Consider the following 25,782-nt stretch of genomic DNA (forward strand, 5'->3'; position numbering starts at 1 on the left):
AGGCGCGGTCATTTCCAAGTCCAGCCGTGGGGGTATGTTGCGATGCGCCCATGTCAGCTTTAGGGATCATGTCATGAATATCGATAATCGGCTCGCCACCTACGGGACGCTCGCTCCCGGTCGCCCCAACCATCATCATCTTGCCGATCTGCAAGGCCATTGGCTGGACGGATTTGTGATTGGCACTTTGGTCGAGAAGGGCTGGGGCGCGACTCTGGGGTATCCGGCACTGGTCCTTGATGATGCGGGCGACCGGATCGGCGTTCACCTGTTCGAATCGATCGACCTGCCTGACCATTGGTCGCGGCTCGATGCCTTCGAAGGTATCGAATATCGTCGTGCGAAGGTTCAGGTCGAAACCGATAACGGCCCCGTCGAAGCGTGGATTTACATCGACGCTGATCCCACGACCTGATGCTTGCTGCCGCTCATAGGGTTGCTGGCATGAACGCCAGTCCCCGCCGCCACCCGCGCAGCGCCGACAAAGCCAGGCCTTAGCGTCGGCGCCGCATCGCTGTCGCAACGCCCGCAAAAAACGCGGATATATGAACGTTCGAGCGATGACCTTGCTCGTCATTTTATGGCGCTTGGGAACCCCAACGCGATCGCCTCAGGCGCGCATCGACTCCAGCGCCTTGCCCACTGCGGCAATGCCTTCGGGCGCGGCGGCAAAGCCCATATGGGTGCAGTCGACCTCGATCGCGCTATCCCGCTCCCCGCTGCGCCCCTTGGCGCATTCGGGCAGGATCACCCCATCGCGCCGCGACCAGAGCGCGACCGTCGGCACGGGCGGCTTGGCTTCACGCGTGCAGGGAAAGGGCGGGCGATCGACCGGCGTACCGGACACCAGTTGATAGAGCCGCCAGGCATGGTTGGCGCGCGGGTCGCCGGAAAAGGGCGTACCCATCGTCACCACGCCGCCGACCTTGGCCGCTGCCAACTTGGCATATTCGCGCGCATACAGCCCGCCCAAACTCCATCCGACCAGCGTCACCGGACCACCGGTCATGCGTCGTATGTCGTCCACCCGACGGTCGATCGCGTCCAGACTATCCGCCTTCGGACCGAAATTGCGGCCTTGACCCCAATGATGGGCGTCAAACCCGGCCCTGTTCAGGATCGCACGCATCGGCTCCATCCGCGCGTCCGACGCCAGCAGGCCGGGGATCAGCAGCAGTGCGCGACCATCACCCCGGATATTCTGCGCCAGCGCATCGGCCTGCGCCCGCGTGCGGGCCAGATCGAAGGGAAGTGCCATATTGCCGACCAGATGCTGGACCGACGGCCGGGCGACGGCGCGCGGGCCGGACGCGAGGCGATCTTTCCAGAAAGTGGTAACGGTAGCATAAGGTGGCACGACGACAAAATCCCTTTGGCCCAAAGGCAAAGATGACAGTGTCGTGACAAACGCCGTCCGCGTCCATCGGTTTCATCGCAGTAGAGAAACTGTTTATCGCAATATTGGATCAGGGTGCCAGCGGCGACGTCTGCGCGACCGGCGCGCCCTCAACGCTGCGCAGCGCGCGTGGCTCCAATATGGCCGCCGTCTCGATCAGGTCAAGCGCACGACGCGCCTCCAGATAGCGGCGGGCCAGCTGGATCCAGCGATCCGCAACCGCACGGCCCGGCAGCCGCTCCACCTCCGCCAGCGCGGCACTTACCCGTCCGCCGTCGAGATAATGGATCGCCCGGTCAAACCCGGCCTGCGGACGGGGTGAAGGGGTCGATGCCCGGCGGATCGTCACCAGTTCGCGCGCTTCATGCTCGATCGCGCTCCACCAACTCGCATCGGCAGGGGGGGTCGTTGCCCGGTCGCCAATGTCGATCAGCCCGCCGCGCAGGTCAGCGAGCGTCACCGGCTCGCGTGCTGCATTGATGATGGTCGCAACCGCGCGCGGCTGGGCCTGGCCGAAGCGCAGCCGCAACTGTCCCTCGACATAGCCGAGCGGCGCGCCGCTATCGAGCGCCCGGCGCGCGGCGAAGGCGACCAGCAGCCCTTCGGCCCGCGCGGCATTGCCCGATGCCGCCTGCGCCTCCACGGTGATGCGGGTCAGCCGCTCCTCCAACTGCACCACACGCGCGTCGAGCATCTGCGCCGCGTCAGCGGTGAGCGGACGCTGCGCCAAAGTGGGTGCGGTATTGCTGCCCAGCAGCGGGGCCACGCTGGCCGCCTGCGGCTGAGGATTACCCCAGCGGCGCTGGATCTGCGGCCAGGCCCAGACGGTGACGCCAACCCCTACGACAAAGGCGAGGAAGATCAGGATCAGCAGCGGCACCATGCTCCGTCGCCGTGCAGAAGGCGGGGTCGGGGTCATGCTGCCAAGGCCGTCCTCGTCACTCATGCTGCCCCCTTTGCCTGTCATTCCACCCGTCATTCGCACAAACCACGCACGAGGGCCAGCATGTCGTCATCGCGTGGCTGGTCCGGCGCTTGTCCGCTGGCCCAGCCCGTTCCGCACGCCACCAGTGCCGCCGGACTGATGGCGATGATATGCAGCGCAGCGCGCGCAGCCATCGGGACTTGCGCCGCCAGCCGCTCCCCCGCACGGGGCGAATGGACCAGCAGCACCGATCCCGGCACCGCATCACGCAACAGGGCCGGATCAGGCGGCAGGCTTGCCATGCTATACACCGCGATCCGCATGACGTGCAGCGGCCCTGCCTCCATCGGCGCAACCGTCGTGCCCGCCAGATGCAGCACCGCGCGGTGGCCATCAGTTGCGATCCGCGCCGCTATGGCGCTGGCGTCGCCATCGCCCGCGACTACGCTATCAAATCCATACGCCTGCAAAGCCGCCGCCGTCGCGCTGCCCACGGCATAAGCGGGCAGCGCGCGATACGCCGCCAGCGCTGGTCCAGCCAGCCGCGCCGCATGGGCGCTGGTCATCAGCAGCGCGTCAAAATCCCCGGCCACAGGCGCTGTCCAGTCCAGCGGCTGCGGCGCGAAAAGCGGATGCACCGCCGCCTCCAGCCCCAGCCGCGCCACGGCCTGCGCCGTCCTGCCCGCACCCGGTTCGGGCCGCAGGATAAGAACCCGCCTCACGCTTCGAACAGCGACCGCAGCGCCGGACTGGCCCGGTCCAGCAGCGCACGACCCATTGCCTGCGCAGCGTCATGATCCTGCCGGTCGATATGGGCGTCCTCGCTGACCGTTTCCTGCCCGTTGGGACTGATAATCTCCGCGCGCAGGTGCAGCCGATCGCCATCCACCAGCGCCAGCGCCGCTATCGGCGAATGGCAGGTGCCGCCTAGCCCCATCAGCACGTGACGCTCGGCCATGACGCAATCGAAAGTGTCAGCATCACTGATCGCTGCCAAAGCCGCTAGCACTGCGTCATTGTCCGCCAGCGCCTCTATCCCCACCGCGCCCTGCGAAGGTGCGGGCAGCATCATGTCGATCGGGATGGTCACGCCGACATCGCCCTGCCCCAGCCGGTCCAGCCCTGCCGCCGCCAGCAGGGTCGCATGGACCTCCCCCGCCGCCAGCTTGGCCAGCCGCGTCGCGACATTGCCCCGGAACAGGGTGATGGTGGCGTCGGGCCGCAGGCGCGTCACCTGCGCAGCACGGCGCGGCGAGCTGGTGCCGACGATCGGATTGGCGGGTAGCGCATCGAAACTGTCCGCCCCTACCAGCCGGTCACGCACATCGGCGCGCGGCAGCATAGCGGCGATACGGAACGCGGCAGGGCGCAGCGTCTCCACATCCTTCATGCTGTGGACCGCAAAATCGATCTCGCGCTCGACCAGCGCCCGGTCCAGTTCCTTGGTCCACAGCGCCTTCCCGCCGATCTCGGCCAGCGCGCGGTCCTGTATCCGGTCGCCACTGGTCTGGACGGTGACGATCGCCACGGCGCTATCGGGCCAGCCATGGGTATCGCACAAGGCGCGGGCGGTCATGCGGGCTTGGGCCAGCGCAAGGGGCGAGCCCCTGGTGCCGAGGCGCAACGGTCGGTCGGACAAAATCATATGCGGCTTGCTCTAATGACCACGGGCATTAGATGGAAGCGACAATGACAATCATCCTCGGTCTGGAATCGAGCTGCGATGAAACCGCAGCGGCGCTGGTGACGGCCGACGGGCGGATTCTTGCGCATCGGCTGGCCACGCAGGAGGAAGCGCATCGCCCCTATGGCGGCGTCGTCCCCGAAATCGCCGCCCGCGCCCATGTCGAGGCGCTCGGCCCCCTGATCGAAGCCGCGCTGGCGGACGCGGAGATGACGCTCGATCAGGTCGATGTGATCGCCGCGACCGCAGGGCCGGGCCTGATCGGCGGGGTGATGGTGGGTCTGGTGACGGCCAAGGCGCTGGCCCATGCGGCGGGCAAGCCACTGATCGCGGTCAACCATCTGGAGGGCCACGCCCTCTCGCCGCGCCTGTCCGACCGGACGCTGCAATTTCCCTATCTGCTGCTGCTGGTATCGGGCGGCCATTGCCAGATTTTGCTGGTGCGCGGCCCTGGCGACTATTCTCGCCTCGCGACCACGATCGACGACGCAGCGGGCGAAGCCTTCGACAAGACCGCCAAGCTGCTGGGCCTGGGCTATCCCGGCGGGCCACAAGTGGAAAAGGCCGCGACGCAGGGCAATCCCAAAGCCGTTCCCCTGCCCCGCCCGCTGCTCGGCACGGCAGAACCGCATTTTTCCTTCGCTGGCCTGAAAAGCGCGGTCATGCGCGCGGTCCAGTCTGGTAATCATTCGACGCAGGACATCGCCGCCAGTTTCCAACAGGCAGTCATCGACTGCCTGATCGACCGCACCCGTCGCGCACTGGGGCAGGCGGACGGTATCACCGCGCTCGTCGTGGCCGGTGGCGTCGCAGCCAATCAGGCGATCCGTGGGGCGCTCGAAAAGCTGGCGGCAGACCATGGCCTGCCCTTCGTCGCGCCGCCACTATGGCTCTGTACCGATAATGCTGCCATGATCGCCTGGGCCGGAGCGGAGCGCTTTGCCGTGGGACTGATCGATGACCTGACCGTTCCCGCCCGGCCGCGATGGCCGCTCGATCCGGCGGCAGAAAAGGCGCGCGGCGCCGGAGTGAAAGCATGAAGGCTGGAGTCATCGGGGCGGGCGCATGGGGCACGGCGCTGGCGCAATTGCTGGCCGCCGACGGGCAGGCCGTGACGCTCTGGGCGCTGGAAAGCGATGTCGTCGATGCAATCAACGGGGCGCGGGAAAACCCGCTCTATCTGCCCGGTATCACACTGGCCCCGTCCATTCGTGCGAGCGGCGCGATGGCCGACCTTGGCGATTGCGATATGCTGCTGGTGGTCAGCCCGGCCCAGCATTTGCGGAGCGTCGTGGCCCAAGCCCCCGCTGGTGTGCCGCTGATCCTGTGTTCCAAAGGGATAGAGGCGGGCACCGGCCTGTTGATGGGGGAAGTGGCGCGTGCAGCGCAGCCGACATCGCCGATTGCCGTCCTGTCCGGCCCGACCTTCGCCAATGAAGTGGCCAGGGGATTGCCGACCGCGATCACGCTGGCGTGCGACGATGCCATATTGGGCGCGCAACTGGCGGCGCGGATCGCCCGCCCCGCTTTCCGCCCCTATCTGTCCGACGATGTCACCGGCGCGGAAATCGGTGGCGCGGTCAAGAATGTGCTGGCGATCGCGTGCGGCGTGGCGGATGGCGCGGGGCTGGGCCTTAATGCCCGCGCGGCGCTGATCAGCCGGGGCTTTGCCGAAATGACGCGCTTTGGCCTAGCGCGCGGCGCAAGGGCGGAAACGTTGGCCGGACTGTCGGGGCTGGGCGATCTGGTGCTGACCTGTTCGTCCACCAATTCGCGCAACTTCTCGCTGGGCAAGGGTCTGGGCGAGGGGCGTAGCGCTGCTGAGCTCCTGTCCAACCGCCGCACCGTGGCCGAGGGCGCGTTTACCGCCCCGGTGCTGCGTGATGCCGCGCGGGCGGCGGGGGTGGAAATGCCGGTGGTCGAAGCGGTCTGCGCCTTGCTGGCCGATGCCGCGCCGCTCGGCACCGTGATCGACGCGCTACTCGCGCGTCCGTTGCGGCCCGAATAAGCCGTCGCGCGACCGCACCATCATGGCTACATTCCAGTCATCAGACGGGACGACAGAGGGGAGTCGATTGACCGCGCAGCTTCCTGCGTCAAAGGACGAGGATGACATCGCCGCCCTGGCCAAGGGCGGGCGGACCAATGTGTTCGGTTTTCTCCTTCGGTTGGCTGCACGGCTGCCCTTCCTGTTCATCGCAGGCCGGGTCTATGGGGCAGAAACGCTGGGCCGCTTCGCCTATGCCGTGCTGGTGGTAGAATTTGTCGCGCAATTGGCGACGCTCGGCCTGAAACGCGGGCTGGCGGGTGCGTTGAGCCAGACCGAACGACCCCACGCCCATGTCGTGACCGATGCAATGCTGGTGACGATGATCGCTGCCCTGCTCGGCGCAGGCCTGCTGGTCGCGTTCCCACAGGCGATGTTTCCCAATAGCGGCATCAATGGCCTAGACCGGCTGCTGGCGTTGATCGTTATCGCGGTTGCCGGGTCGGACGTGGCACTGGCCGCCTGCGCCTATAAATTCGATGTCGGCGCGACCGTGCGGGCGCGGTCGATCATCGAACCCTGGGCGATCAGCATCGGTGCGTTCGCCTTTGCCTTCTATTCGACCCGCGACGGGTTGATCCTGTCCTATGCCGTGTCGATGATCGCCGCCTTCATCGCCTCGATCATCCCGATGGCGCGCCATTATGGCCTGCCGGTCGGCTGGCGGCCCGATGCCGGGCGGTTGTGGCGGCTGGCGCGGCGCAACCTGCCGCTGGCGGCCGCCGACGGGGTGGAGTGGGGATCGCGGCGGCTGGACATGGCGATATTGGGCCTGTTCGTCAGCCCGGCGGTGATCGGCATCTATTATATCGCGCAGCAGGTCGCCTCGCTGCCGCAAAAGCTCAAGACCAGCTTCGACCCGATATTGGGTCCAGTCATCACCCGCAATCTGGCGGAGGGCAATATGGCCGCGATCGCGCGGCAGGTCAGCCAGGTCGGCTTCTGGATCATCGCGGCGCAGGCGGGGATCGCGCTGGCGCTGGGCATCCCCGGCGAAGCGGTGATGGGGCTGGTCGGCCCGCATTTCGTCAGCGGCACCGGCGCGCTTGCTTTCCTGCTGATGGCCGAAGTGATCGCCGCCACCGCCGTCGTCAGCGAATCGGCGCTGGTCTATATCGCCCGCCACCGCAACCTGATGATCTCGCTCGGCATGATCGGCTGCCAGGCAGCTTTCAGCTTCGCGCTGATCCTGCTCGCGCGCCAACTCGACCTGACGGTCATGGCAGTGGCCGCAGCGCCCGCCCTCGCCCTATGCTTGGCGCTGGCGATCGGGGCCTTCGTCAAGGCGCGGTTGCTGTCCCGCCTGCTCGATGCGCCGATCAACGCCTGGCGCTGGCCGTTGCTGAGCGCGGCGGGCGTCGCCTGCATCGTCGGTTCCGCCTTCGTCGCCCTGCCGCCGCGGCTCGAATGGGTCGAGCTGGTCGTCGGCGTCTGGGCGATATTGGGCGCTTATGGCGTGGTCATCTGGCGCTGGGGCTTTGGCCCCGATGACCGCACCCTGTTCCGCAAGCAGAAAGCGGACTGATCAGGCGAACAGCGTGTCGCGGATGACGCTCAGATCATCCTCCGGCCGTGCGCCCCAGTGGGAAATCACCTCAGCTGCCGCCGCTGCGCCCAATGCCAGGCAATCGGCCACGCTGCGCCCGTCGATATGGGCAGCGAGGAAGCCGGCGGCGAACAGGTCGCCAGCGCCGGTCGTGTCGATAATTTGCGCGACCGGCGCAGCAGGCGCTTCGTAACGCACGCCATCAACGATCGCGACCGCACCCCTTTCGCTGCGGGTCGAGACCAGCACCGGCACCTTGGCCGAGATGGTCGCCATGGCCTTGTCGAAATCGTCAATCTGCGCCAGCGACTGGATTTCACCCTCATTGGAAAAGAGGATGTCGATCTGGCCATGGTCGATAAGGTCGATGAAGTCGGCGCGGTGGCGGTCGATCACGAAATTGTCGGACAGGGTGAAGGCGACCTTGCGCCCGGCCCCCCGCGCCGCGTCGATCGCCGCCCGCATCGCCGCACGCGGCTGCTCCGGGTCCCACAAATAGCCTTCGAGATAGAGGATGCCGGCCGAGCGGATCATATCCAGGTCCAGCGCAGCCTCCGGCAGAAATTGCGAGGCACCCAGAAATGTGTTCATCGTCCGCTGCGCATCTGGCGTGACGAGGATCAGGCAGCGGGCAGTCGGCACATCGCCGGTCATCACGGGCGTGTCGAAACGGATGCCGATCGCACGCACGTCATGGCTGAACACCGCGCCCAGCTGATCGTCATTCACCTGGCCGATAAAGCCGCATGTCTTGCCCAGCGCGGCGAGGCCCGCCAGCGTGTTGGCGGCCGACCCGCCGCTGATTTCCTTGGCCTGGGGCATGTCGGCATAGAGGGTTTCGGCCATTTCGGCGTCGATCAGCTGCATCCCGCCCTTGGTCAGCGCATGCTCGGCCAAGAAAGCGTCATCGCTGCGCGCGAGGACATCGACAATGGCGTTGCCGATGGCGACGACGTCAAGCGTCGGGGCCGAAACTGGAGCGGAAGCGGTCACGCAAAATCCTTATGGTGCGGGGAATGTCAGGGTGCCGTCTCTATCGGCGTGCGTGCGCCCATGCAACAGCGCGCGATTGACGGGCGTCGCGGCAGGCCGGATAATGGCCCGATGGTCCTGACCGCCGCGCTGCGCGCCTTCCCGTTGATCTTCCACGCTGCCGCCCGGCGGTTGCTGGTCAAGACATTGCTGCTGACACTTTTGGTCTTTGCCGTGCTGGCGGTGGGGCTGTGGGCGGGGGTCCATGCGCTTCGCTTGCATTATGGCTGGGGCGGCGGTGGCCTAGCGGAAGCGGCGGCGACTGCGCTGATCGTCGTTGCGCCAGGCTGGCTGCTGTTCCGCGCAACCGCGATGGCGGTGATGGGTCTGTTCGCCGACGATATTATCGCGGCGGTGGAGGCGGATCGCTACCCGGACGCCGCGGCGGACGCGCGCCCAGTCGGGCTGGCACGCAGCATCCGCTATGCGCTGGCGTCGGTTGCGCGGACGATCGGCTGGAACCTGCTGGCGCTGCCCGCTTACATCGCGCTGCTGGTGACGGGGGCGGGAACGATCGGGCTTTTTCTGGCGCTCAACGCCTATCTGCTGGGCCGCGATCTGGCCGACATGGTCGAGCCGCGCCATCCGGGTCATCTGCCGATCCCGCGCGGCAGCCGGTGGCTTCTGGGTCTCGCTTCGGCGCTTCTGTTCCTCATCCCGCTGGTCAACCTGCTTGCGCCGATCTGGAGCGCGGCTATGGCGGTCCACATGCTGCACGGCGTCAGAAGGAAGCCTGTATGAACGCCCCTCGCCTTGCCCTGATCGCGCTGCTGGCGCTGCCGCTTGCCGCCTGTGGCGCGGGTGGCGTGGTGCCGCAGACCGGGATCGCGCCGCCGCCCGCCGGTCCCCCGGCCAGCGCCTTTGGCAAGCCCGGCCCGCTGATGGGCGCGGACGCGCGCGCGCTGACCCAGATGTTCGGCACGCCCCGGCTCGACATTCGCGAAACCACGGTGCGCAAGCTGCAATTTGCCAATGGCCGCTGCGTCCTCGACACCTATCTCTACGCCCCGGCACGCGGCAAGGAGCCGGTCGTGACCCATGTAGATGCGCGCTCGCCCGCTGGCAGCGACGTCGATCCGGCGGCCTGCGCGACGGCGTTGCGGGCGCGTTAGGTCGACAGCTTTTCGATCGCCCATGCCGCCGCTTCTGCCACGACCGGATCATCATCGCCCGTCAGCGTCTGCAATCGTCCCAGTAACCGCCCTTCACCGCTATTGCCCGCTGCGATCGCCGCATTCCTCACCATGCGGTTGCGGCCTATCCGTTTGATCGGGGAGCCTGAAAAAATCTCGCGAAACGCGGCGTCGTCCAGCGCCAGCAGGTCGGCGATGGCGGGAGCGGCGAGTTCGGCGCGGCCCAGGAACGCCTTGTTGGCCGCGGCCGACTCGGCAAATTTGTTCCAGGGGCAGACCGCCAGGCAATCGTCGCAGCCATAGATGCGATTGCCGATGCCCTGCCGCAATTCGTGCGGGATCGGCCCCTTATGCTCGATCGTCAGATAGGAAATGCAGCGCCGTGCGTCCACGACATAGGGCGACGGGAAGGCATCGGTCGGGCAGGCAGTCTGGCAGGCGGTGCAACTGCCGCAATGGTCGATCTCCGGCGGGTCGGGTTGCAGCGCGATTTCGGTGTAGATCGCGCCCAGGAACAGCCAGCTGCCATGCTGGCGGCTGACCAGATTGCTATGCTTGCCCTGCCAGCCCAGCCCCGCCCCCTGCGCCAGCGGCTTTTCCATGACCGGGGCGGTATCGACAAACACTTTGAGCGCGCCGGGCTGCTGCTCCACCAACCATCGGGCCAGCGCCTTCAACCCCTTTTTGACGACATCATGATAGTCCCTGCCCTGCGCATAGACCGAGATGCGCGCCCGGTCGCCCACGTCCGCCAGCGCCAGCGGATCGCGCCCCGGCGCATAGCTCATCCCCAGCATCACCACGCTGCGCACGTCGGGCCACAGGCCGCGCGGCGATCCGCGTTGTCCCGCGCGTTCGGCCATCCACAGCATGTCGCCATGATGGCCTGCGTCCAGCCATTCGCCCAGCCGCTGCCCGGCCTGGGGGGCCACGTCGGCGGGCGCGATGGCGCAGGCGGCGAAGCCCAGCGACGCGGCCTGTACCTTCAGGCGGGTTTCCAAGCTTTCCATTTGCGTTGGCATGGGGGGACACTATCAGGAGCGGATGAACGGCGACACTCCGGCCCCGCCCCTCCGCTATGCGCTCGAAGGCCATGGCCTTGTCAAGACATTCGGCAGCTTCCGCGCGGTCGACGGCGTCGACATCGCCGTGCCTGCCGGGTCGATCTATGGCGTGCTGGGGCCTAATGGCGCGGGCAAGACCACGCTGCTCCGCACCCTGCTGGGCATTATCGACCCGGACGAGGGGGTGCGGTCGCTACTGGGCGACGCCGCGCCGCTGCGGATGGCGCGACAGGTGGGCTATCTGCCGGAGGAGCGCGGGCTATATCCGTCGATGAAGGCGTTTGAAGCGATTGCCTTCATGGGCGCGCTGCGTGGGTTGCCGCTGAAACAAGGTCGCGAACGGGCGCGGGCGATGCTGGAGGGGCATGGCATGGGCGGCGCGATCGACAAGCCGATCCGCCAGCTGTCCAAGGGCATGGCGCAGACGGTGCAACTATTCGGGACGATCATCCACGAACCCCGGCTGATCGTGCTGGACGAGCCTTTTTCCGGGCTGGACGCGATCAATCAGGAGAAGCTGGAGGCGCTGATACGCGAACAGGCGCGGCGGGGCGTCACCATCCTCTTTTCCACCCATGTCATCGCCCATGCCGAACGCCTGTGCGAACGGATCGCCATCGTTGCGGGCGGGCGCATCCGGTTCGAAGGGACGGTGGCCGACGCGCGCGACCGGCTGCGCCCGCAGGTGCGGCTGCGTACCAAGGCGAGCGACGGGGCGTGGCGGCGCGCTTTGCCCGGCGATACGGTGGTGGAGGATGGCGCATGGCATTTCGCCCTGCCCGACGACGGGATCGAGCCATTGCTGCGCGCATTGCTGGATGGGCAGGCGGGGATTGAGAGCCTGTCGATCGAACGGCCAGGGCTCCACGACGCCTTCGTCGCCATCGCCGGAGAAGCGACCGCGCGCCAGATGGAAGAAGCGCAGGCGCGGGAGCAGGACGCATGAGAGAGATGATACGCGCCGCTCTGGTCATCGCCCGACGGGATTTCACCGCAGTGGTGCTGTCCCGCACCTTCATCCTGTTTCTGCTCGGTCCTTTGTTGCCTATCCTGATCGGCATGGCCTTTGGCGGGCTGGGCGAGAAAATCTCCAGCACCGACCTGCGCCCGATGGTCGGCATCGCCATGCCCGCCAGCGAGGCGGCGCGGCTGGAGCGCGCCCATACACGGCTGACCGCCCGGATGGGACCGCAGGCGCTGGTCCGGTTGCGGCGCGTGCCGCTGACCCCTGCCCCGCACGAGCAGCTGGCGCGGGCCGATTCGGCGGTGGTGGCAATCCTATCCGGTTCGGTGGCGCACCCGATACTGACCGGCAAGCCCGACGATCTCGACAAGATGCAGGGTGACCTCAGCCTGATCGCCAGCGCTGCGCAGGCAGAACATACGCTGCGGCTGGTACAGGTGGAGCGGCAGGAGGTCGCCACCAGCCTTGGCGCACAGGCACAGGCGCGGCTGCTGATCGGGCGGGTGGCACAGGTCGTCATGTTCTTCCTGACGATCCTGCTGGCGGGCATGATCCTGTCCAATCTGGTCGAAGAAAAAACCAACAAAATCATCGAGATATTAGCCGCCGCCGTGCCGATCGACGCGATTTTCCTAGGGAAACTGATGGCGATGCTGGCGATGAGCTTTGTCGGCATTGCTTTCTGGGGCGGGACGGCCTTTGCGATCTTCCTGGCGCTGCACGGGTCCGCGTCGGGCCTGCCTGCGCCAGCGGTCGGCTGGCCGATGTTCCTGATCCTCGCCGTGCTGTATTTCGCCATGGCTTATACGCTGCTGGGTTCGTTGTTCCTGGGGATCGGTGCGCAGGCGGCGACGGTGCGGGAGGTGCAGACGCTGAACATGCCGGTGACCATGGGACAGATGCTGATCTTCTTCTTTGCAAGCTACGCCGTCGACCATATGGGATCGCCCGCTGAGGTCGCCGCAACGATATTCCCGTTCAGTTCGCCCTTTGCCATGATCGCGCGGGCGGCGCAGGATGATGCGCTGTGGCCGCATCTGCTGGCGCTGCTGTGGCAGGCGGCGTTTGTGGCGCTGATCATCCGGGTCGGGGTGCTACTGTTCCGCCGACATGTCATGCAGTCGGGCGGGCGCTGGTGGAAAAATCTGTTCAGGAACACGACAGGCTGAGAGGTGTTGAAGGACGTCATGAACCGGCGACTTTTCCTGGGTGGCGTGGCGACCGGCGCGGTGGCGCTGGGCTGGTGGCGGCTAGGCCTTGATCGAGCGGAGGCCGCCTATCCTTTTGTGCTGAGCGATGCCGAGTGGCGCAAGCGGCTCTCCCCGCTCGCTTACAATGTGCTGCGTAAACAGGCGACCGAGCATCCCTTCACCAGTCCGCTCAACAAGGAGCATCGAGCGGGGATTTTCGCCTGTGCCGGGTGCGGGCAAAAGCTGTTCAGTTCCAAAACCAAATTTGACAGCGGCACTGGCTGGCCGAGCTTCTATGCGCCGCTGCCCAAGGCGGTCGGCACAAGCCGAGACTTCGACCTGGGCTATCCCCGCACCGAAGTCCATTGCGCGCGCTGCGGCGGGCATCTGGGCCATGTGTTCGACGATGGGCCAAAGCCAACCGGGCTGCGCTACTGCATGAACGGGGTAGCGCTCAGCTTCGTGGCGACCTGATCCGGTAGATTTTGAGCGGGCCTTTGGTGGGCAGCGGTTCCAGCCCGTTTGGCGTCGCGCCGCGCGCCAGTTGGGCGGCGAGGCCGTTGTGGTTGGCTTGTCCATAGAGGCGATATTCGCTAAGGCCGTCGCAGGTCACGACATAGCGCGCGCTGGTAGCGCCAATGACGGCGCGGGCCTGATCGGGCGCATCGACAAAGCCTTCGATCACCGCAGTGATGCCCGCCGCATTGCGATGATGGGCAGTGCCGATAACGCTGTGGCGGGTCTGGACGAGAATGTCCGGGCCAAGATCAATCGGCGCGAACAGGGTCGCAGTCGGCAGGGTGCGCAACGGTGCCAGCACGCTGGCCGCGCGACAATTGGCGCTGGCTTTCTTCGCTGGCTCTGGCGTGGCGGCGATCGCGACCCACAGCGCGCACAGGCCAGCCGGGGTCAGCAGCACCAAAGCGACCGATCCCAATATCCGCACGATGGCGCTGGCAGACGCCTGTACCCGGCGGAACAAGGCGATCAACAGCCAGGCGGTGCCGGGCAGCGCCAGCAGATGCGCTACCGACACGGCGCGCATCACCATGATCGCAACCAGCATGGCCCCGGTCAGCAGCAACGCCAGCGTCAGCCAGCGCATCCGCGCCGGGCCGCTAGCACTGCGCGCGGCCAGCAGGGTCGCGATCAGGCCGAGCAGCGTGGGCAGCAGGATGACGCCTGCCATCGACCGGCTCTGTTCCCAGATCGGTCGCCCTTCCATGACCTGCAAATACCAGAGCTTATAGGCCAGCGGTCCCAGCGCCGCGAAGGGATCGCCCGACAGGCAAGGCCCGCCGGTCAGCGCGAAGGTCGCCAGCGCCGCACTGCCGCCGATTGCGGCGACAAGGAAGCGGCGCAGCGGGGTCGACGAGCCGATCAGGCGCGCAGCCAGAAGCGTTGCAACGGCCAATGCTGCCAAGGGCCAGACATAAACGAAGGAGAGCGCATCGCAGTGGCGCACCAAAACCGCAGAGGGACCACGCAGCAGCATGAGCGGGATCAGAGCGGCACCGCCAATGGCGACACTGAAGCCGACATAGCGCGGCGTTTCTGCCCGGTCGATCCAGTGGCGTAGGGCAAAGACTGCGGCAACCAGCGCCGCATAGGGCAGGCCTTCGCTCGAAATCTGGAGCCACAGTGCCAGCGCCAGCCCCGCTACGATGCCGCCGCGCGCCGCGCGGGCGTCCATCGCGCCGCACAGCGCCAGCGCGGCCGCCATGATCTGCCAGCCATGATGGTCGATCCGCAACGGCGTGAACTGGACGAGAATAGACGGTGCGGTCAGCAGCAATGCGACCGCCAGCAGCGCAATCCCCGCCCCGGCCATCCGTTTCGCCGCGATGAACAAGGCCGTCGTCAGCCCACCCAGCAGCAGCAGCGGCACAATGGCGCAAGCGACCAGCTCCGCCGTCGCCATACCCAGCAACGGGCGCAGCAGCAGGATCAGCGCCGCGATCGGCATATCGACGATCCGCGACCAGTGCATCGGGCCGCCTTTGGGCGGGTTCACCCGGTGCTGGCTGACATCCCAGAAAGCCTGCCCGCCGATCCAGTCGCGCACCTGCGCCAGCCGCATCGCGTCATCGGGATCACGGAAACCGAGCGTGGCGAAATCACCGTGGAACAGCCACAGCATCGCCGCGCTGCACAGCAACCAGGCGAGAAGCGCCAGCAGCGCCGCCCGCCTGCCATCAGGCGCGGGCAAAGACGCCATATTTGCGGATCGCATAGACGGTGAGGAAACTGACCGGGACGGACAGCAATTTGGCGATCGTCGGCGCAACGCCGATCAGGCTCAGCCCGCCGACCATGGCAAGCGTAATGCCCATGCCCAGCAGTGCGCTGGCCACAAAACCCGCGCGCTGCGCATGGGTGGGACCGGTGCCGGTATCGAATACGAAGCGGATGCTGATCATCCAATGGACAGCCAAGCCGATGGCATAGCCGCCAAACGCCGCCAGCATCGGGGCCGCACCAAAATGGTCGAGCATCAGGAACAGGGCCATGTCGCTCGACAGCGCACAGATGCTGGCCAGCAGATAGCGGGCGAACATCAGCCGCGCGACCAGCGCCGTCAGGACGCGCACCGGATCAGGCAGCCTTCAGGCGCGACGGCACGGCGCGGGTGCTGGCCAGCGCCGCCTGCGCGTCGGCATCAGCCCCATTAATTTGGCCCTCTTCGCCAGCCTCATGATATTCGGCATCTTCATTGACCGACCAGACATCATGGACGCGCGCGCCCGCGACGATGTTGCGGACGGTCAGCATCGCCGTCATCATCGCATGGTCCTGATTATTATAGCGGTGCATCCCGTTGCGCCCGACCATGTGCAGCGTGGGATAGCGGGCTTCCAGTTCGGTGCGCATCGCCAGCACATTGGCGGCATAGGCGTCGTCATAGACCGGATAGGCCTTTTCCTGCCGCACCACCGCGCCGCCCACGACATCGTCGGGGTTGCAGAGGCCCAGCAGCGCCATTTCCTTCGTCGCCAGCGCGACCAGATCAGCGTCGGACGAGGCCCAGAGGCCATCGCCCTCAAAGCAGAAATATTCCAGGCCCACACAGGCCAGCGTCGGGTCCGGCACCATTTCGGGCGACCAGCTGCGGAAATTCTGGATGCGACCGACCTGCACCTTGCTGTCGTGGATATAAATCCAGTTGTCGGGGAAAATATCCTCCCCCTTCACCATCAGCGCCACGGTCAGGAAGTCGCGATATTTAAGGTCCATCGCTTCGGGCAACGTCGCGGGCAGCGGGTGGATGCGGCCCGCCAGTTCGCGCATGGGCGCGGACGAAATGACATGGCCTGCGTTGATGACGACCTCACCCTCCGGTCCCTGCGCCACCAGCCGCCAGCGGTCAGTCCCCTGATCCTGCTCCAGCCGTTTGAAGCTGTGCGCCATCAGCACCTGATTGCCGCCATCGACCACATGGTCGCGCGCCTTTTCCCACATCATGCCGGGGCCCAGGCGAGGATAGCGGAAGGTTTCCAGCAGCGTCTTGGTCGCCATGCCGTCATTGGGCTTCTTGTTGAGGCCGAGCGAGCGTTTCAGCCCGTCGGTGACGGCGCCCCAGAGCGACAGGCCCTTGATCCGCTGCGCCGCCCAGTCCGCCGACATTTCATCGCACGGCATCCCCCACACCTTCTCTGTATAGGTTTTGAAGAAGATGGAGAAAAGCTTGTGGCCAAACGCATTGACGGTCCAGTCCTGAAAGGAGCGGACATTGCGGTTGGGCAGCAGCTTCGCCTTGGCAAAGCTCGCCATGCACAGCGTCGAGCGCCAGACGCCCAGGTTCCACAGCGCCTCGAACGCGCGGAGCGGATAGCTGTAGAATTTGCCCTCATAATAGATGCGGCTCATCCGGGGACGCTGGATGAAGTCGTCGGGCAATATCTCGTTCCACAGATCCACGACCTGCTGCGATTTGGAAAAGAAGCGATGCCCGCCAATGTCGAAACGGAAGCCGTCCAGTTCGACTGTCCGGCTGATGCCGCCGACATAGACCGGGTCTTTTTCGATCACCGTGACGCTGTAGCCCTGCCTGGTCAGCAGATAGGCTGCAGTCAGGCCCGCCGGGCCTGCGCCGATGATGGCGACGTCCACGCTTTGATCGATACGCGGCATGACAGGCAATTCCCCCGGATGGTCTTTCGTCGCCATGGGAGTGAAGGAAATATTCTAAGGACTGGTTAACGCGCGGTAAGGATCGCACGCGAAACGAGCCGCATGACAAAGGGCCGTCCCGCGCGATGCGGAACGGCCCCCTGCAGTCCCCTTCGTGAGGGGAACCGGGCAGACGCTTAACCCAGGCGCTGGGCCATGGCGTTGAGATCTGTGCGGGCGCCGGTCAGCGCTTCGCCATAGCAGGTACGATAATCTTCGCTCACCGGGATGATCGAGCCGTTTACATAGCCGCAGACCTGCTTGGCGGCGCGGATGACGCGATAGTCGGCGCGGCGCAAGCCAGCGCTGCTGGCCAGGTTGAGGTCCGCCACCGATACGGCGACCGAGCGCGTTTCCGCACCCGTTCGGCCATCGACGATCACATCCATGTCATTATTGCCCGCACTCGCCACACCGGGCAGCGCAAGCGCCATCGTGGCAACCAGCGCCACCAGCGTCTTTGCAGTCATCCTGTTTCTCCTGTCGAACATGTTTTTCTAATTGTCCGCCCCACGTCTGACGTGGAAGTAGGGTCATGCTCTAAATAAGCGCACAGGCTGTTGTTGAAAAGAGGCCAGTTGATAAAAAGTGGCTGATTCACGCGATTTTTGCGGATGCGAAGGCTTTTACTTCGCACCCGCGGAGGATTAATGCCGGAAGTGGCGCATGCCCGTGAACACCATCGCGAGGCCCGCTTCGTCAGCCGCCGCGATGACTTCATCGTCGCGGATAGATCCACCCGGCTGGATGACCGCAGTGGCCCCCGCTTCGACCGCCGCCAGCAGGCCGTCTGCGAAGGGGAAGAAGGCATCGGATGCGACCGCCGAACCGATAGTGCGCGGCTCGCTCCAGCCCGCCTTCTCAGCAGCATCCTTGGCTTTCCACGCGGCGATGCGCGCGGATTCCAGGCGGTTCATCTGGCCCGCGCCGACGCCCGCCGTGCTGCCGCCCTTGGCATAGACGATGGCGTTGGACTTGACATGCTTGGCGACAGTCCAGGCGAAGAGGCAGTCGGCCAGTTCCTGTTCTGTCGGCTCCCTTTTGGTCACGACCTTGAGCGCGTCGCGGCTGATCTGGCCATTGTCGCGGCTTTGCACCAGCACACCGCCCGCGATCGTCTTGAGCTGAAGGCCGGGGCGCGCGGGATCGGGCAGGTCGCCGGTCAGCAGCAGGCGGAGATTCTTCTTCTTGGCAAAGATGGCGCGCGCCGCATCATCTGCGTCGGGCGCGGCGACGACTTCGGTGAAAATGCCGCTGATCGCTTCGGCTGTGGGGCCGTCGAGCGGACGGTTGACCGCGATGATGCCGCCAAAGGCCGACACGCTGTCGCAGGCAAGCGCGGCTTCATAGGCTTCGATCAGGGTCGCGCCGGTCGCCACGCCGCAGGGGTTGGCGTGCTTGACGATGACGACGGTCGGCGGACCGTCGCGAAATTCGCTGACCAGTTCGAGTGCGGCGTCGGCGTCATTATAGTTGTTGTAGGACAGTTCCTTGCCCTGGATCTGCTTGGCCTGGGCGATGCCATTGGCCGACGGGCCGGTGGGCAGATAGAGCGCGGCGGACTGGTGCGGATTTTCGCCGTAACGCAGCGTGGTCGAGAGCGTGCTGGCGACGGCCAGCGTTTCGGGGAACATCACGCCCTGATCGGCGAAGGCGAACCAACTGGCGATCATCGAATCATAGGCAGCGGTCGCAGCATAGGCCTTGGCTGCCAGCATCCGGCGGAAGTCGTAGCTGGTCGCCCCACCCTTCTCGTCCATCTCCGCGATCAGCCGGGCATAGTCGGCCGGATCGGTGACGATCGCCACGCTCTCATGATTCTTGGCCGCAGAACGCACCATAGACGGGCCGCCAATGTCGATATTCTCGATAATCTCCTCGCGCTCGGCGCCCTTGGCGACGGTCGCGGCGAAGGGGTAGAGATTAACCACCACCAGGTCGATCGCGCCGATCTGATGCTCGTCCATCGACGCAACATGCTCCGGGTTGTTCCGCACCGCGAGCAGGCCGCCATGCACCTTGGGATGCAACGTCTTGACCCGGCCATCCATCATTTCAGGGAAGCCGGTGAGGTCGGAAATATCCATGACGGTCAGTCCCGCGTCGCGCAGCGCCTTGGCCGTGCCACCGGTCGATACCAGCTCCACCCCATGCTTCCCCAGCGCCTGCCCCAGTTCGATAAGGCCAGCCTTGTCCGACACGGACAATAAAGCGCGCTTGATGGGGTAATCGGTCATGGGACAGGCCTTCTGGTTGCAGGACGACTTTGCGCCGGTCCCTTAAGGGCAGACGGCGGAAAAATACAGCCCTGCGTCAATCCCACTTGCGCCGGACTTGGAGCATCGCGTCGATCTTCTCCAAGGAACAGTCGAGACAGCTTATTAGCTCTCGGGGCATCCAGTACCGGCCCCATCCCCAGTCATAATCAAAACCATGCCCCATATTGGGCAGAATGGTCAGCACGGGGATAGGCATCTCCACGGCCGTATCTGCGACCCGAAACAGCGGGCGATGCGAACGGTCCCTGATTTCGACATAGGCCAGATGAATGCGATTGCGGGATAGGAGCCAAGGAAGCTTCCCCGCTCCCCCTCCCCGCCCCCATCGGCCCTCCCGCAGAAGCAGATCATAATCAGTCAGCGGCGGTTCCGCGACAAGACATACGTCGTTTGCGAGATGTTCCTCATGCAGGCGACCTAGCTTCCATCTGTCCTGTTCTGTTTCGCCAAATGGCGATCTCAAGTTGCGATCGACGGGTGGGCTTGCCGGGCATTCACTCAATGGTTTGAGCCGATAGGTCTGCGCAAGATGAGACAAGGGGGCGGCGCCACGCTGGATATCTTCGAACGACAGGCCGCTGCTACTGTTGACAGTGACGCTATGCACTGAATCCTCGAACAGAAGGGCGACACAGCGACTGTCGCAACTGAAAGGACCACGACCGAAATCGGGGATGCCGGATTCTATGCGGATATCGCCGAAGGGCTTTATCGGGCCGGCGGGCTTCACATTCGTCAGTTGATGGTCCGCCGCTAGTCGCCTGCCCGCGCTGATGGAGGGCTGCGGGATGGCCCAGACAAGCCCGGCCGTGACCACGATCGCCAGCATTGCTGCCCGCAATGGCGACAGCAGGAAGCCGCCCGCCCAGTAGAAGGCGGCCAACATCGCGCCCCACAGAAACGCTGTTGGCATGACTACTAGAAAAACACCGGGAAGGACCATCAGCATGAAACCGAAAATCAGAATCCATGGTGCAACCAGTACGATGGCCGAGAGGGTTCCAGTGAAGATCAGATACCGCTTGAGAAACAGATCAAATGAGCCGTTTCCGTTACGCACGACCATCCTCACCCCACCCGCTTGAACAGCCACCCGATGCTCGATCCGCCGGGCAGCGCCTCGCTGGTCACAACCAGCTGCTTGGTCGGATGCGGCCTGCCGTCGCCATCGACCCACAGGCTGTCCTCGACAGTCAATACGCCGGTGCCGGTGCGGAATTGCCAGAGCGCGCCCATGTCGATGCGCAGCAGTGCGCCCTGATTGTCAGCGGTCAGGGTCGGTTCGACGCCGGGCGCCAGGTGGAAGCGCAGCAGGACCGGGAGTTTGGCGGGCTTACGGCGGCGCTGCGCGGGGGTCAGCATATCCTCGCCGCGAATTTCCTTGCCGTCGCCGCTGACCAGCAGCAGGCGGCGGTGGACATAGCCGATGCGGCGGACATAGCCGTCATGGGACAGGTCGACCCGGCTGCCATTATCCAGTTCCTGCCGGTTCAGCTCCACTTCGGTCACGCCGCGGCCCAGCGTGCCGTCGGGCATCAGCGCGGTGCTGTTGCAATCGTCCAGCACCAGCGTGCTGTGCGCGGCGGTGGTGCGCAGCCCCTGCGCAAGATCGCGCGGTATCCACGCCCCCTCCAGCCCGGCGCCGCCGCAATTGACGATCAGGCGGTGCGCCCCGTCGCTAATCTCGATTGCGCCGGTCGAGGCGCAGCCTGCGTCGGCGAGGCGCGCGACCGGTGGCGGCGCGGCGTCGATCTGCACCACGGTGCCGCCTGCCGCGATCCGCTGATAGCCCCAGTCGCGCGCCTGCCGTAGCGGCCGGGCGCGCACCCGGCTGGCCGCGACAACGGCGTTGACGATCAGGGGATCGATCGCGCCCGCACCCTGCCAGTTGCCTAGGCCGCCGTCGCCATGGGTCAGGCCCAGCAGTGCGGGGACGATCCGGGTCAGGCCGTCATTGAGGAAGGCGGGAGCGGTTTCGCGCCGCACATCATAGACAGCGCGCAGCATGGACAGCGCCATCACCGCCTCCACCTGCGCCAGCGGGGATCGGGAGACGATGCCGCCATCGGGGTAGAAGCCGCTGTCGATTGCGCGCTTGAGGCCCGCTTCGCCGAACAATTTGCGCGCTGCGCCGCCTGGCATGAGCATGGAGGCCGCAACGATCGCGCTCCAGCCAACGATGCGCGGCAGGCCCATCGCTGCCTTGTCGGCGATGCGATCAAGATGCCGCGCGGTGCGGGCGATGCAATTGAGGACCAGCGAACGATAGACGAGATCGCTGGAGGACAGGATCAGCGGCGCATGGGCGGTCCAGAAGAAGAGCCGCCAGCCCGCATTGTCGGCGCGCCATGCCGGTTCGCTGGGCGTTTCGGCATTGGCGGAGAGCCATTTGCGCATGACGCTTTCGGCGATCGGCGCGGCCTGTTCGCGGCTGGCAGCACTGGCCAGATCGCGCAGCCAGCGGAAGCTGTGCAGATAGTCGGCAAAGGCGGGATCGAGGTCCAACCGAGTGAAATCGAGCGTGTCGATAATCTGCTTCTTGCCGCGAAACAGGAAATAGCCGGCGCGGATCGCCTGCCCAGCGCGCGTGTCGCCGGGCAGTTCGTCATCGGGGACGGCCAGCAGCTTGAGCGGATATTTGCCGCGCAGCTTGCGACCGTGGATCGGCGTTTTCCAGCTGAGCAGATAGAAATGATTGGCGATTTTCTGCGCCAGCGACAGCCCCTTGTCATCCGCGACGCGGATGAGACGCTTGCCCTGTTCGATACCGTCGTCGCTGCTCTCTGGAGCGGCGGGTTCGGGCGTCTTGCGGGCGGACATGCGCCGGACCTCGTTCACCCGCCCCGCAGCTTCCGGATATTATCGGCATAGGCCGATGGTCCACCGCGGAATGTGGCGGTGCCTGCGACCAGCACGTCGGCCCCGGCGGCAATCGCCTTGGGCGCGGTGGTGAAATCAATGCCGCCGTCGACCTGGAGGCGGATGTCGCGCCCGCTCTTGTCGATCATCTTGCGGATCGCTTCGATCTTGCGCAGCTGATTTTCGATGAAGCTCTGCCCACCGAAACCAGGGTTGACGCTCATGACCAGGATCAGGTCGACATCGTCGATCAGATAGTCGAGCATCTTGGCCGGGGTGCCGGGGTTCAGCACCACGCCCGCCTGCACACCCAGCGACTTGATATATTGGATCGAGCGGTGGATATGCGGCCCCGCTTCGGGATGAACGGTCAATATGTCCGCGCCCGCCTGCGCAAAGGCGTCGAGATATTGATCGACTGGCGAGATCATCAGATGGACGTCGAACGTCTTTTTCGTGTGCGGGCGCAATGCCTTGACCACCGCCGGGCCAATGGTGATGTTCGGCACGAAATGGCCGTCCATCACGTCGATATGGATCCAGTCGCAGCCCGCTTCGTCAATGGCGCGTACCTCCTCACCCAGACGGGCGAAGTCGGCGGAGAGGATGGAGGGCGAGATCAGGATCGAGGGTGTCATTAACCGTTCGCCTTAGCTATGCCTCGGTCCAAGGGCAACGGGTGATTTGGGGGTGGCGCGTGGAGCGCGCCCAAGCCGCTATAACATAACGAAAATCGTTGGATCGAGCCGGTGGGAAGGGGCCGCGCCGTGCGGCAGCATTTGCTTGACCCCGTGCAGGCCGATCACCTCTTGCGCATCGTTCAGTACGGGTGCGGCAATCAGCCGCATGGCGCACTGGCCCATACCGTCTGCCTGATGAATATCGACGTCCAGGGTGAAGCCGCGCTTGTGGCGGATGGCATAGGTACGCAGCCGCTGCATCGCTTCGCGCGAGTCCGGGGCATAGAGCGACACGGACAAAGCGCGCGGCACCGATATATGCCGCTCCAGCCCGAAAATATCGTAGACGCCCGCCGTCCAGGTCAGGCTGTCATCGGTCAGGTCGCAATGCCACAGGCCCAGCCCCCGCTCCGCCAGCGCCGCATCGTTGCGCGCCAGCGACGGGTCCAGCATCACCGGGGCGAGATGTTCGCGCAGGTCGTAGAGCGGCCAGCTATGGTGCAGGGGCAAAGGTTCGATCGGACGCACGGCGCACCTCCAGACGAGGAATGGTCATCCTAAGTGCTTCATGGTTAAGGCTTAGTTCGTTGCTTTTGCAAGACGCGCGATAAAAAATCCGTCCGCGCCGCCCTGATCCGCCAATGTGTCGGGTAAGGTGCGCAGCCAGCCTTGTGGCGTGGAGGCCATGCCGTCGGGCAATTCATCGGCTTGCGCGGGGACAAGCGTGAAGTCCGGGCGGGCGGCCAGGAAGCGGGCGATCTGATCCTCCCCCTCGGCCTGTTCCAGCGAACAGGTGGCGTAGAGCAGCACCCCGCCCGGCTTCAGCCAGTCGGCGGCACGGGCGAGCAATTCGCCCTGCAATTCCGCCAGCTCGGCAATCTGGCGCGGGCCGATACGGTGCAGCACGTCGGGGTGGCGGCGGTAGATACCGGTCGCAGTGCAGGGTGCGTCGAGCAGGATGGCGTCGACCGGTTCGTCCGGCTGCCACTGGCGCAGGTCGGCCTGCACAACGTCGGCGGGCAGGCCGGTACGCGCGAGATTCTCGGTCAACCGCTCCAGCCGCTTTTTAGAAGAATCGATCGCAGTGACGCGCCAGCCGGCCGCCGCCAGCTGCATCGTCTTGCCACCGGGCGCGGCGCACAGGTCCAGCACATGGCGACCCTCCCCTGCCCCGAGCAAGCGCGCCGGGCAGGAAGCGGCGACATCCTGCACCCACCACGCGCCATCGGAAAAGCCGGGCAGATCGGGAATATTGGCCCCGTCGGGCAGGCGGACATGGCCGGGGGCCAGGCTGACGCCGCCCAATTGCGTCGCCCAGTCGGCGGTGGCGGCAGGATCGCGCAGGCTGATGTCCACGGGCGGGCGGATGGCATAGGCGCGCGCGGCGGCATCCACCATCTCTGCGCCCCATTGCGCGGTCCAGCGTTCGGCGACGGCGGCGGGCAGAGTCGGCGGCACGGGCAGCACTGGCGCGCTGCGCGTCACCGTGCCGAACACGCCATGGACCAGCTTGCGCGGCCCGCCATCGACCAGCGGCAGGGCAGTGGCGATCGCGGCGTGGGGCGCGGTGCCCAGCACCAGCACCTGCGCCAGCGCGATGCGCAGCACCATGCGCGCCTTGGCATCGTCAGGCAGCGGCAGCCGGGTCGCGCCGTCGATCAGCGCGTCGAGATCGGGCAGATGGCGCAACACTTCGGCGGCGATGGCATGGACCAGCGCCCGGTCGGCCCGGTCGGCCAGCCCCTGGCAGGCCCCATGCAGCGCAATTTCGAGCGGGTCGCCACGCCGCAGCACGGCGTCGAGCAATTTGAGGGCGGAACGACGCGCAGGCAGGCCGGGGACGTCAGCGGGGCGGGGAGATTGAGCCATGCGCCCGCGCCTAGGCCATTTTGCAGGGATAAGAAAGCGTGCCTCCCCTTCATACCCTTGCGCTTGAGCCTGTTGCCGCCCAAATGGCGGCTTGAGGACAAGGGCGTCGCTGCGGCGCTCCGCTATCGAAAGGCGGCTATATGGGACATTATAATGGCAAGCGCCCCGCGCATGTGCAGCCGCCCGCCCATCTCTCCAAAAGCCCCCCCGTGCCACAGCCAGACCCGATTGACAGCCCGCCGCAGCACCAAGAAGAGTTAAGCCCGGTCCGCTACGGCGATTGGGAACGCAAGGGCTTAGCGATTGATTTCTAAGCCATAGCGCTTTCGGCTCGCCGCCTATATTGCACAATTTCCGATGTGCCGTGCCACCGCCGCGAGCGATGGCGCCTGCCACTCTGGCCTATCCGTCCCCGCCTGCGCAGGACAGGGGGCAATAAGGAGAATGGGGCGTGGGCGTACATCTGGTTGCGGATATGAATGGAAAAACGGTGTCGGATTATGCGCCGGAAGATGCGGCGTTGCTGTGCGCGGTCGGGCGGCTGGTGTGCGCCTGGACGATGCTGGAACAGAGTCTGGAAACCAAGATCGGCCTGATGCGCGAGAAGATGGGCGATATTCGCACCGTCGGCGCGCGCACCCGCCCGTCCATGGCCAAGCTGATGACCGAATTGCGCACGATGGTGGCGATGCGCGACCGGCGCAATGCGAGTGCGCTGACCGAAATCGCGGCGATCGAGCGCGACATTCAGCGGATCGACCGCTTTCGCGCGCTGATCATCCAGGGCTTTCATCAGCCCCAGCCGGGCGGATTTATTTGTCGCGATCAACGCAATATCCATCAATTTGTCACATTCGAGCAACTTGATCAGGAAATAGGCGATCTGGAAACGGTCGCGAACCGCTTGCTTGCAGTATAGGGTGCAGCGCACACAGCAAATTCTG

The 25,782-nt window shown here is 65.6% G+C and carries 27 protein-coding genes; 11 read left to right on the top strand and 16 right to left on the bottom strand.

All coding sequences use genetic code 11. The features are described 5' to 3' along the window. Positions 1 to 73: 73 nt before the first annotated feature. On the top strand, positions 74 to 415 hold the full coding sequence (locus tag ACODR8_RS09630; protein WP_489007037.1) for a gamma-glutamylcyclotransferase family protein: 342 nt from the start codon (positions 74 to 76) through the stop codon (positions 413 to 415). A 195-nt stretch (positions 416 to 610) separates the two neighbouring features. Here the strand turns inward: ACODR8_RS09630 and ACODR8_RS09635 are convergent, their stop codons facing one another. The 4 genes from ACODR8_RS09635 to hemC form a co-directional block, all read right to left on the bottom strand. Then, on the bottom strand, positions 611 to 1,357 hold the full coding sequence (locus ACODR8_RS09635) for an esterase/lipase family protein (protein WP_489007038.1): 747 nt from the start codon (positions 1,355 to 1,357) through the stop codon (positions 611 to 613). 109 nt (positions 1,358 to 1,466) lie between these two features. Beyond that, positions 1,467 to 2,342: a hypothetical protein gene (locus tag ACODR8_RS09640; RefSeq protein WP_489007039.1), complete on the bottom strand. Its 876-nt coding sequence runs from the start codon at positions 2,340 to 2,342 to the stop codon at positions 1,467 to 1,469. Positions 2,343 to 2,371: 29 nt separating this feature from the next. Then, positions 2,372 to 3,043, bottom strand: coding sequence for a uroporphyrinogen-III synthase (locus tag ACODR8_RS09645; RefSeq protein WP_489007040.1), 672 nt, complete (start codon positions 3,041 to 3,043; stop codon positions 2,372 to 2,374). Further along, entirely contained in the window at positions 3,040 to 3,966 is a 927-nt protein-coding gene (gene hemC / locus ACODR8_RS09650) for a hydroxymethylbilane synthase (protein WP_489007041.1), read from the bottom strand. The genes ACODR8_RS09645 and hemC overlap by 4 nt, the downstream gene beginning before the upstream one ends. Before the next feature lie 44 nt (positions 3,967 to 4,010). Here hemC and tsaD point away from each other — a divergent pair, with 44 nt between their 5' ends. The 3 genes from tsaD to ACODR8_RS09665 are packed head-to-tail and all read left to right on the top strand — an operon-like array spanning position 4,011 to position 7,577. After that, positions 4,011 to 5,045 carry a tRNA (adenosine(37)-N6)-threonylcarbamoyltransferase complex transferase subunit TsaD gene (tsaD, locus tag ACODR8_RS09655; protein ID WP_489007042.1) on the top strand — a complete coding sequence of 345 codons (1,035 nt, stop codon included), beginning with the start codon at positions 4,011 to 4,013 and terminating at the stop codon, positions 5,043 to 5,045. Further along, the gene (locus tag ACODR8_RS09660; RefSeq protein WP_489007043.1) at positions 5,042 to 6,013 is read left to right on the top strand and encodes an NAD(P)H-dependent glycerol-3-phosphate dehydrogenase; all 972 of its coding nucleotides are present in this window, start codon (positions 5,042 to 5,044) and stop codon (positions 6,011 to 6,013) included. The genes tsaD and ACODR8_RS09660 overlap by 4 nt, the downstream gene beginning before the upstream one ends. Positions 6,014 to 6,035: 22 nt before the next feature. Continuing rightward, complete coding sequence (locus ACODR8_RS09665; protein ID WP_489007044.1) at positions 6,036 to 7,577, top strand: lipopolysaccharide biosynthesis protein; 1,542 nt, start codon at positions 6,036 to 6,038, stop codon at positions 7,575 to 7,577. On the opposite strand, the gene ACODR8_RS09670 is transcribed toward ACODR8_RS09665, so the two are convergent. Continuing rightward, positions 7,578 to 8,591 (bottom strand): adenosine kinase, encoded by a 1,014-nt coding sequence (locus tag ACODR8_RS09670; protein WP_489007045.1) that lies wholly within the window; start codon positions 8,589 to 8,591, stop codon positions 7,578 to 7,580. Positions 8,592 to 8,702: 111 nt separating this feature from the next. Here ACODR8_RS09670 and ACODR8_RS09675 point away from each other — a divergent pair, with 111 nt between their 5' ends. Further along, positions 8,703 to 9,371, top strand: coding sequence for an EI24 domain-containing protein (locus tag ACODR8_RS09675; protein ID WP_489007148.1), 669 nt, complete (start codon positions 8,703 to 8,705; stop codon positions 9,369 to 9,371). Continuing rightward, the gene (locus ACODR8_RS09680; protein WP_119746934.1) at positions 9,368 to 9,742 is read left to right on the top strand and encodes a hypothetical protein; all 375 of its coding nucleotides are present in this window, start codon (positions 9,368 to 9,370) and stop codon (positions 9,740 to 9,742) included. Before ACODR8_RS09675 ends, ACODR8_RS09680 begins: the two co-directional genes overlap by 4 nt. Here ACODR8_RS09680 and queG read toward each other — a convergent pair. Next, positions 9,739 to 10,773, bottom strand: a complete 1,035-nt coding sequence (gene queG, locus ACODR8_RS09685; protein ID WP_489007046.1) for a tRNA epoxyqueuosine(34) reductase QueG — start codon at positions 10,771 to 10,773, stop codon at positions 9,739 to 9,741. The two genes, ACODR8_RS09680 and queG, sit on opposite strands and share 4 nt — an antisense overlap. A 34-nt stretch (positions 10,774 to 10,807) precedes the next feature. Between queG and ACODR8_RS09690 the strand changes: the two genes are divergently transcribed. From ACODR8_RS09690 to msrB, 3 genes are read left to right on the top strand one after another with little or no spacing between them, the layout of a single operon-like run. Further along, positions 10,808 to 11,773, top strand: coding sequence for an ABC transporter ATP-binding protein (locus tag ACODR8_RS09690; RefSeq protein WP_489007149.1), 966 nt, complete (start codon positions 10,808 to 10,810; stop codon positions 11,771 to 11,773). Further along, on the top strand, positions 11,770 to 12,960 hold the full coding sequence (locus ACODR8_RS09695; RefSeq protein ID WP_489007047.1) for an ABC transporter permease: 1,191 nt from the start codon (positions 11,770 to 11,772) through the stop codon (positions 12,958 to 12,960). The genes ACODR8_RS09690 and ACODR8_RS09695 overlap by 4 nt, the downstream gene beginning before the upstream one ends. 18 nt (positions 12,961 to 12,978) lie before the next feature. Then, positions 12,979 to 13,455 (top strand): peptide-methionine (R)-S-oxide reductase MsrB, encoded by a 477-nt coding sequence (gene msrB, locus ACODR8_RS09700; protein ID WP_489007048.1) that lies wholly within the window; start codon positions 12,979 to 12,981, stop codon positions 13,453 to 13,455. Here msrB and ACODR8_RS09705 read toward each other — a convergent pair. The 10 genes from ACODR8_RS09705 to ACODR8_RS09750 all read right to left on the bottom strand — a co-directional run bounded on the left by ACODR8_RS09705 (position 13,436) and on the right by ACODR8_RS09750 (position 24,838). Continuing rightward, entirely contained in the window at positions 13,436 to 15,199 is a 1,764-nt protein-coding gene (locus tag ACODR8_RS09705; protein WP_489007049.1) for a hypothetical protein, read from the bottom strand. The genes msrB and ACODR8_RS09705 overlap by 20 nt on opposite strands. Next, the gene (locus ACODR8_RS09710; protein WP_489007150.1) at positions 15,177 to 15,539 is read right to left on the bottom strand and encodes a GtrA family protein; all 363 of its coding nucleotides are present in this window, start codon (positions 15,537 to 15,539) and stop codon (positions 15,177 to 15,179) included. The genes ACODR8_RS09705 and ACODR8_RS09710 overlap by 23 nt, the downstream gene beginning before the upstream one ends. A 37-nt stretch (positions 15,540 to 15,576) precedes the next feature. Then, positions 15,577 to 17,112 carry an NAD(P)/FAD-dependent oxidoreductase gene (locus ACODR8_RS09715; RefSeq protein WP_489007050.1) on the bottom strand — a complete coding sequence of 512 codons (1,536 nt, stop codon included), beginning with the start codon at positions 17,110 to 17,112 and terminating at the stop codon, positions 15,577 to 15,579. Positions 17,113 to 17,288: 176 nt separating this feature from the next. After that, complete coding sequence (locus tag ACODR8_RS09720; RefSeq protein ID WP_489007051.1) at positions 17,289 to 17,621, bottom strand: UrcA family protein; 333 nt, start codon at positions 17,619 to 17,621, stop codon at positions 17,289 to 17,291. Positions 17,622 to 17,798: 177 nt separating this feature from the next. Next, positions 17,799 to 19,388, bottom strand: a complete 1,590-nt coding sequence (purH, locus tag ACODR8_RS09725; protein ID WP_489007052.1) for a bifunctional phosphoribosylaminoimidazolecarboxamide formyltransferase/IMP cyclohydrolase — start codon at positions 19,386 to 19,388, stop codon at positions 17,799 to 17,801. Between the two features lie 76 nt (positions 19,389 to 19,464). Then, entirely contained in the window at positions 19,465 to 20,496 is a 1,032-nt protein-coding gene (locus tag ACODR8_RS09730) for a hypothetical protein (RefSeq protein WP_489007053.1), read from the bottom strand. A gap of 2 nt (positions 20,497 to 20,498) precedes the next feature. After that, entirely contained in the window at positions 20,499 to 22,250 is a 1,752-nt protein-coding gene (locus tag ACODR8_RS09735) for a heparinase II/III family protein (RefSeq protein ID WP_489007054.1), read from the bottom strand. A gap of 14 nt (positions 22,251 to 22,264) precedes the next feature. Continuing rightward, positions 22,265 to 22,927 carry a ribulose-phosphate 3-epimerase gene (rpe, locus tag ACODR8_RS09740; protein WP_294137096.1) on the bottom strand — a complete coding sequence of 221 codons (663 nt, stop codon included), beginning with the start codon at positions 22,925 to 22,927 and terminating at the stop codon, positions 22,265 to 22,267. A 78-nt stretch (positions 22,928 to 23,005) separates the two neighbouring features. After that, the gene (locus ACODR8_RS09745; protein WP_489007055.1) at positions 23,006 to 23,497 is read right to left on the bottom strand and encodes a diguanylate cyclase; all 492 of its coding nucleotides are present in this window, start codon (positions 23,495 to 23,497) and stop codon (positions 23,006 to 23,008) included. A gap of 51 nt (positions 23,498 to 23,548) precedes the next feature. Continuing rightward, on the bottom strand, positions 23,549 to 24,838 hold the full coding sequence (locus tag ACODR8_RS09750; protein ID WP_489007056.1) for an RsmB/NOP family class I SAM-dependent RNA methyltransferase: 1,290 nt from the start codon (positions 24,836 to 24,838) through the stop codon (positions 23,549 to 23,551). 140 nt (positions 24,839 to 24,978) lie between these two features. Here ACODR8_RS09750 and ACODR8_RS09755 point away from each other — a divergent pair, with 140 nt between their 5' ends. Next, complete coding sequence (locus ACODR8_RS09755) at positions 24,979 to 25,152, top strand: DUF1674 domain-containing protein (RefSeq protein WP_489007057.1); 174 nt, start codon at positions 24,979 to 24,981, stop codon at positions 25,150 to 25,152. Between the two features lie 161 nt (positions 25,153 to 25,313). Continuing rightward, positions 25,314 to 25,757: a hypothetical protein gene (locus tag ACODR8_RS09760; protein WP_217674415.1), complete on the top strand. Its 444-nt coding sequence runs from the start codon at positions 25,314 to 25,316 to the stop codon at positions 25,755 to 25,757. Positions 25,758 to 25,782: the final 25 nt, after the last annotated feature.

Source organism: Sphingobium sp. FG58 (genome assembly GCF_057809055.1).